Origin of the sequence: Halomonas koreensis, assembly GCF_031451675.1 — a bacterium.
GTDB classification, from domain to species: Bacteria; Pseudomonadota; Gammaproteobacteria; order Pseudomonadales; family Halomonadaceae; genus Halomonas; species Halomonas koreensis.
The window spans coordinates 33,190-39,572 of the sequence record NZ_JARWAK010000022.1 but is presented as its reverse complement, the minus strand read 5'-3'; the positions used below and the strand labels follow the sequence as shown (position 1 = coordinate 39,572).

5 protein-coding genes are annotated in these 6,383 nt (G+C 69.9%); 3 read left to right on the top strand and 2 right to left on the bottom strand.

Annotated features, from left to right (window positions below; genetic code table 11):
• Positions 1–66: 66 nt before the first annotated feature.
• Positions 67–1,119, bottom strand: a complete 1,053-nt coding sequence (gene tsaD / locus QC818_RS17565; protein WP_309654167.1) for a tRNA (adenosine(37)-N6)-threonylcarbamoyltransferase complex transferase subunit TsaD — start codon at positions 1,117–1,119, stop codon at positions 67–69.
• A 270-nt stretch (positions 1,120–1,389) separates the two neighbouring features.
• Here tsaD and rpsU point away from each other — a divergent pair, with 270 nt between their 5' ends.
• The 3 genes from rpsU (at position 1,390) to rpoD (ending at position 5,637) form a co-directional block, all read left to right on the top strand.
• Positions 1,390–1,605 carry a 30S ribosomal protein S21 gene (rpsU, locus tag QC818_RS17560; RefSeq protein WP_013333229.1) on the top strand — a complete coding sequence of 72 codons (216 nt, stop codon included), beginning with the start codon at positions 1,390–1,392 and terminating at the stop codon, positions 1,603–1,605.
• A 129-nt stretch (positions 1,606–1,734) separates the two neighbouring features.
• Entirely contained in the window at positions 1,735–3,564 is a 1,830-nt protein-coding gene (gene dnaG / locus QC818_RS17555; RefSeq protein ID WP_309654165.1) for a DNA primase, read from the top strand.
• A 231-nt stretch (positions 3,565–3,795) separates the two neighbouring features.
• Positions 3,796–5,637, top strand: a complete 1,842-nt coding sequence (gene rpoD, locus QC818_RS17550; protein ID WP_309654164.1) for an RNA polymerase sigma factor RpoD — start codon at positions 3,796–3,798, stop codon at positions 5,635–5,637.
• A 72-nt stretch (positions 5,638–5,709) separates the two neighbouring features.
• Here rpoD and QC818_RS17545 read toward each other — a convergent pair whose 3' ends face one another.
• Positions 5,710–6,351 (bottom strand): hypothetical protein, encoded by a 642-nt coding sequence (locus QC818_RS17545; RefSeq protein ID WP_309654163.1) that lies wholly within the window; start codon positions 6,349–6,351, stop codon positions 5,710–5,712.
• Positions 6,352–6,383: the final 32 nt, after the last annotated feature.

Below are 6,383 nucleotides of genomic sequence, written 5' to 3'. Positions count from 1 at the left end.
GGCGCCGCCAGGCGCCTGGTTCCGCCTCGGGGGGCGGGCCGGCTCATCGCGCAACGAGTTGCGCTCCTACAATCCGAGGCGATCCATGCCCTCGGGCGGCTCAAGCCCATCCATCGGCCAGCGCGGCACCGCCTGCATCTGCCCGAGCTCGTCGCGCTCCCCGGCCAGCAGGCGCTGGGCGCCCACGTAGGCGATCATCGCCCCGTTGTCGGTGCAGAAACGGCCCCGGGGGTAGAACACCTCGGCGTCGCGCTTGGCCGCCTCCCGGGCCAGGCGCTCGCGCAGGCGGGCATTGGCGCTGACGCCGCCGGCCACCACCAGGCGCTTGAGCCCAGTCTGGTCCAGGGCGCGGCGGCACTTGATCACCAGGGTGTCGACCACCGCCTCCTCGAAGGCGCGGGCCACGTCGGCCCGGGCTTTCTCGTCCAGATCGCCCGCGGCCTCCAGCTGCCGGATGGCGGTCAGGGTGTGGGTCTTGAGGCCGGAGAAGCTGAAGTCCAGGCCGGGACGGTCGGTCATCGGGCGCGGGAAGCGCAGCCGGGTCGGGTCGCCGTCCTCGGCGAGCCTGGCCACGGCGGGGCCGCCCGGGTAGTCCAGCCCGAGCATCTTGGCGGCCTTGTCGAAGGCCTCGCCGGCGGCATCGTCCACCGATTCGCCGAGCAGGCGATACCGGCCCAGGCCCGCCACCTCCACCAGCTGGGTGTGGCCGCCGGAGACCAGCAGGGCCGCGAAGGGAAAGGCCGGCGGGGCGTCCTCGAGCATGGGGGCCAGCAGGTGGCCCTCCATGTGGTGCACGCCGAGCACCGGGATGTCCAGCGCCCGGGCCAGGCCGTGGGCGGTGCTGGCGCCGACCATCAGGGCCCCGACCAGGCCGGGGCCGGCGGTGTAGGCGATGGCGTCCAGCTCGTCGCGGCCCAGGCCGGCGTCGTCCAGCACCCGCTGGATCAGCGGCAGCAGCCGGCGGGTGTGGTCGCGGCTGGCCAGCTCCGGGACCACCCCGCCGTACTCGGCGTGCATGGCGATCTGGCTGTGGAGGGCGTCGGCCGCCAGGCCGCGCTCGGTATCGTAGAGGGCGACGCCGGTCTCGTCGCAGGAGGTCTCGATGCCCAGTACACGCATGGTCATGGCTCGGTATCGGGGAAACGGCGGCATTCTACGCCTTTTGCCCGCCGGGCGGCAGGGGCCGGGGGCGAAACGGTTTGCATGCCGGCGCCGCGACGACTAAAATGCTGTGCGCTGCAAGACTGGGTCGTGCGCCCGGGGCCAGCTTTCCCCCATACCTCTATCCAGCATCCGGGCTCGCCCGGCGAGTCGATGGCGGTGGCGAAGCGTCCCCGCAGGGCGTGCGTTCAAACCGAACTCAAGTTTTCCAAGGTAGGTGAGTGCTTAATGCCTTCTGTCAAAGTACGCGATAACGAGCCGTTTGACGTCGCGCTGCGTCGCTTCAAGCGTTCCTGTGAAAAAGCCGGTGTCCTCTCCGAAGTTCGCCGTCGCGAGCAGTACGAGAAGCCGACCGCAGAGCGCAAGCGCAAGGCGGCCGCCGCCGTCAAGCGTCACGCCAAGAAGCTCCAGCGCGAGCGCAAGCGCTTCGAACGGCTCTATTGATCCGTACTGGAGTCGGCCGGCTCCCCGGCGGGTCGACTCGCGAAGGATGCCAAGCGGCCGCCGTTCGGTGGCCGCTTGTTTTTGCGCCCTGCGCGGCGCGGTTCCGTTTCCCCAGCTCTGGTTTGTCCGATGGTCGGTCAGATCCCGCAACGCTTCATCGATGACCTGCTGGCCCGCGTCGACGTGGTCGAGGTGGTCGGCGAACGGGTCAAGCTGAAGAAGGCCGGGCGCAACCATTCGGGGCTCTGCCCCTTCCATCAGGAGAAGTCGCCGTCCTTCACCGTCAGCGCCGACAAGCAGTTCTATCACTGCTTCGGCTGCGGGGCCCATGGCAACGCCCTGCGGTTCCTGATGGAGTACGACAACCTGCGCTTCCCCGAGGCGGTGGAACAGCTGGCCGCCCGCCAGGGGCTGGAGGTGCCCCGGGAGGGCGCCGACGATCCCCGGGCCCAGGCTCGGGAGCGCAAGCGCAAGGAAGGCGTCAACCTGCTGGAGCTGTCGGCCAGCTTCTTCCGCGAGCGCCTGAAGATGCCGGAGGGGCAGGGCGCCCGGGACTACCTGGCGCGTCGCGGCCTGTCGCCGGAAGTGGTTCGCGACTTCGGGCTCGGCTACGCGCCTGACGGCTGGGAGGCGCTCAAGCGCCACCTGGGCGAGCGCGGCGTCGCCGAGGCGGTGCAGGTCGAGTACGGCCTGCTGGTGCACCGCGAGGAGAGCGGCCGCACCTACGACCGCTTCCGCGATCGGGTGATGTTCCCGATCCGCGATATCCGCGGGCGGACCATCGCCTTCGGCGGGCGGGTACTCGGCGATGCCAAGCCCAAGTACCTGAACTCGCCCGAGACGCCGGTCTTCCACAAGGGGCGCGAGCTCTATGGCCTGTATGAGGCCCGTCAGGCCAACCCGCGCCTCGAGCGGCTGGTGATCGTCGAGGGCTACATGGACGTGGTGGCGCTGGCCCAGTTCGGCATCCGCAACGCGGTGGCCACCCTGGGCACGGCCACCACCGAGGATCACCTGGCCCGGCTGTTCCGGATGGTCGACGAGGTGGTGTTCTGCTTCGACGGCGACCGGGCCGGCCGCCAGGCGGCGTCCCGGGCCCTGGAGACGGTGCTGCCGCAGATGATCGACGGGCGCCAGGCGCGTTTCCTGTTCCTGCCCGAGGGGGAGGATCCGGACACCCTGGTGCGCCGGGAGGGGGCCGAGGCCTTCGAGGATCGGGTCACCTGCGCCAGCCCGCTGTCCGAGTTCCTCTTCGAGCATGCCGCCGAGGGGCGGGACCTGGCGAGCCTGGAGGAGCGGGAGCGGTTCGCCAGCCGGGTGCTCGGCGCCATCGGGCGGCTGCCCGAGGGCGTCATGCAGTCGCTGCTGCTGACGGAACTCTCGCGGCGCACCGGCGTCGACCAGTCAAGCTTCGAGGCCCTGATGGCCCGCGGTGCCGAGGCCCGTCCGGCGGCGCCGTCCGCCGGCGAGACGCCGTCGCCGATGCCGCCCGCGGGGCCGCCCGCCGAGCCGGCGCCTTCCCGGGAAGCGGGGGCGCTGGGGCAGATGGCCCGGGCCCTGCAGCTGCTGGTGCACGAGCCGTCGCTGGTCGAGCGCCTGCCGGAGGACGACGACTGGTGCGACCAGGCGGATCCGGACGCGGCGCTGTGCCGCGAGGTGGTGCGCCTGCTGCGGGCGGGCGGCTACCGCAGCGCCCAGGTGCTGCTGGCGCACTTCCATGGCACGCCGGAAGGCGAGCGCCTGGCGGCGCTGGCGCGGCGCGAGCCGCTGGTGCCGAAGGGGGTAAGGGGGGCCGAGCTGGATAACTGGGTCGCCTATTTCCAGCGCCACCGGCGGCGCCGGACGCCCCAGGAGGAGTACGACGCCCTGCTGGCCAGGACGCGCCGGGGCGAGCGGCTCTCCCGGGAGGAGGGGCAGCGGCTCAACGAGCTGCTGATGGCCCTGAAGGGCCAGGGCTGAGCCGGCCCGGCCCGGCGATGGCGCCGGGGTTGAAATGCCGCCCGCCACCACCATGTATACGGCGTCACCTGAACGGGACGCAACCTGACAACCTAACACACCTGAATGACCGCGCAAATACACCGTGCTGGCAATTAGGCGGTCACACCCGCTATACTGTTCGGCTTACCGAGTTTTTCTCCGCCTCAGTGCTTCAGGTGCTCCATTCTTCTTCGTCGAGATAGGGTTTCTATGGCTGGAAATGCGCAGCAGCAGTCACGTCTGAAGGAGTTGATCGCGCGCGGCAAGGAACAGGGCTTCCTGACCTATGCCGAGGTCAACGACCATCTTCCCGAGGATATCGCCGACCCCGATCAGGTGGAAGACATCATCGGCATGATCAACGACATGGGTATCAATGTCGTCGAGGAAGCGCCCGATGAAGACACCCTGATGATGGCCGACCACTCCACCGACGAGTCGGCCGCCGAAGAGGCCGTGGCCGCCCTGGCGGCGGTGGAGAGCGACGTGGGCCGCACCACCGACCCGGTGCGCATGTACATGCGCGAGATGGGTACCGTGGAGCTGCTGACCCGTGAGGGCGAGATCGAGATCGCCAAGCGCATCGAGGAGGGCACCCGCGAGGTGATGTCCGCCCTGGCCTACCTGCCGGGGGCCGTGGACTCCATCCTCGAGGCCTATGACGCCACTCAGGACGAGGAAGCGCCGGGCCGCCTGTCCGACCTCTTCTCCGGCTTCATCGATCCCGACGAGGGCATCCCCGGCGTCGCCGAGGCGGAGACCCCCGAGGAGCCCGAGGCCGGCGCCGGCGAGGGCGACGAGGACGACGACAGCGACGAAGACGAGGACGACAGCGGCGGCGGGCCGGATCCCGAGGAGGCGCGCGCCCGTTTCGAGCAGATCCGCGCCCAGAACGAGGCCGCCCGTGCCGCCATCGAGTCCCAGGGCCGCGCCTCCCGCGAGGCCCAGGAAGAACTGGCCCGCCTGGCCGAGCTGTTCTCGCCGATCAAGCTGGTGCCCAAGCACTTCGAGCGCCTGGTCGGCCAGGTGCGCATCAGCGTCGAGCAGGTGCGCGCCCAGGAGAAGGCGGTCATGCAGCTGTGCGTGAAGAAGGCCAAGGTGCCGCGCAAGACCTTCATCAAGGCCTTCCCCGGCAACGAGTCGCGCCAGGACTGGCTCGACGACTTCATGGCCGAGAACGCCCGCTACGCCGACCGGCTCGACCCCCTGAAGGGCGACATCCAGCGAGCCCAGCGCAAGATCGCCTTCGAGGAGGAGATGGTCCAGCTGCCGGTGACCGAGATCAAGGAGGTCAACCGCCGCCTGTCCATCGGCGAGGCCAAGGCGCGCCGGGCCAAGAAGGAGATGGTCGAGGCCAACCTGCGCCTGGTGATCTCCATCGCCAAGAAGTACACCAATCGCGGCCTGCAGTTCCTGGACCTGATCCAGGAGGGCAACATCGGCCTGATGAAGGCGGTGGACAAGTTCGAGTACCGCCGCGGCTACAAGTTCTCGACCTATGCCACCTGGTGGATCCGCCAGGCGATCACCCGCTCGATCGCCGACCAGGCGCGGACCATCCGCATCCCGGTGCACATGATCGAGACCATCAACAAGCTCAACCGGGTGTCCCGGCAGATGCTCCAGGAGATGGGGCGCGAGCCGACGCCGGAGGAGCTGGGCGAGCGCCTGGAGATGCCCGAGGACAAGGTGCGCAAGGTGCTCAAGATCGCCAAGGAGCCGATCTCCATGGAGACGCCCATCGGCGACGACGACGACTCGCACCTGGGCGACTTCATCGAGGACGGCACCATGGTGCTGCCCATCGACTCGGCCACCGGCGAGGGGCTGATCGAGGCCACCCGCAACGTCCTCGGCGGCCTCACCGCCCGGGAGGCCAAGGTGCTGCGCATGCGCTTCGGCATCGACATGAACACCGATCACACCCTGGAGGAGGTCGGCAAGCAGTTCGACGTGACCCGCGAGCGGATCCGCCAGATCGAGGCCAAGGCGCTGCGCAAGCTGCGCCACCCGTCGCGCTCCGAGCCGCTGCGCTCCTTCCTCGACGAGTAGGGGCTTTCCCCCTCCCGTAACGCACGACGCCCGCGGCCATGCCGCGGGCGTCGTCGTTTCCGGGCGGGCGATTCAGCGCCCGGCGGCGCGTCGCCAGCGCCGGACCATCAGCAGCAGCTCGAGCATGGCGATCACCAGCAGGGTATAGCCGAACAGCTCGGTGATCTCCTCGGCGGCATCCTTGACGGTGCGCAGATAGGCCTCGCCGAGGAGCGCCTGCCACATCTCGCCGCGTCCGTAGAGCCGCGAGAAGGCATAGGTGGCCAGGAAGCCGGCGGCGAACAGGCCGCCGGAGAAGCTCATGGCGAAGCGCTCGAGCTCGGCCGCGAAGGCGCGTCGGCCGCGAATGACGACGTACAGCACCGGCAGCACCAGCAGCGTCACCAGGGTCTGCCAGGCGCCGTCGAAGACGTGGGCGTCGAGCCAGGCGTCCTGCTCGCGGATCAGCGAGGCCCCGAGCAGCCCGACCAGCAGCAGGCTCACATGGCGCAGGTCGCGGCCGAGCAGGCGGGCGGCGAGCGCCAGCGCCGTGGCGATCAGCAGCAGCAGCGACTGGGTCAGCTCGGTGAAGCCGGCCTCGGAGAAGCCGGCGCCGCCCGGCCGCGAGGCCTCCAGCAGCACGCCCTGCATCAGGGCGCCGATCAGCAGCAGATAGGCCAGGCCGCGCAGGCACAACAGGGGAAACCGGATTCGGTCGGGGGGCGTCGAGGGCATCCGTGATCTCGCGATGAAGGCAAATTAAGGCG

Coding starts and splice junctions, on each gene's coding strand:
- tsaD (WP_309654167.1), bottom strand. CDS start 1,119: ATGCGTGTACTGGGCATCGAGACCTCCTGCGACGAGACCGGCGTCGCC.
- rpsU (WP_013333229.1), top strand. CDS start 1,390: ATGCCTTCTGTCAAAGTACGCGATAACGAGCCGTTTGACGTCGCGCTG.
- dnaG (WP_309654165.1), top strand. CDS start 1,735: ATGGTCGGTCAGATCCCGCAACGCTTCATCGATGACCTGCTGGCCCGC.
- rpoD (WP_309654164.1), top strand. CDS start 3,796: ATGGCTGGAAATGCGCAGCAGCAGTCACGTCTGAAGGAGTTGATCGCG.
- QC818_RS17545 (WP_309654163.1), bottom strand. CDS start 6,351: ATGCCCTCGACGCCCCCCGACCGAATCCGGTTTCCCCTGTTGTGCCTG.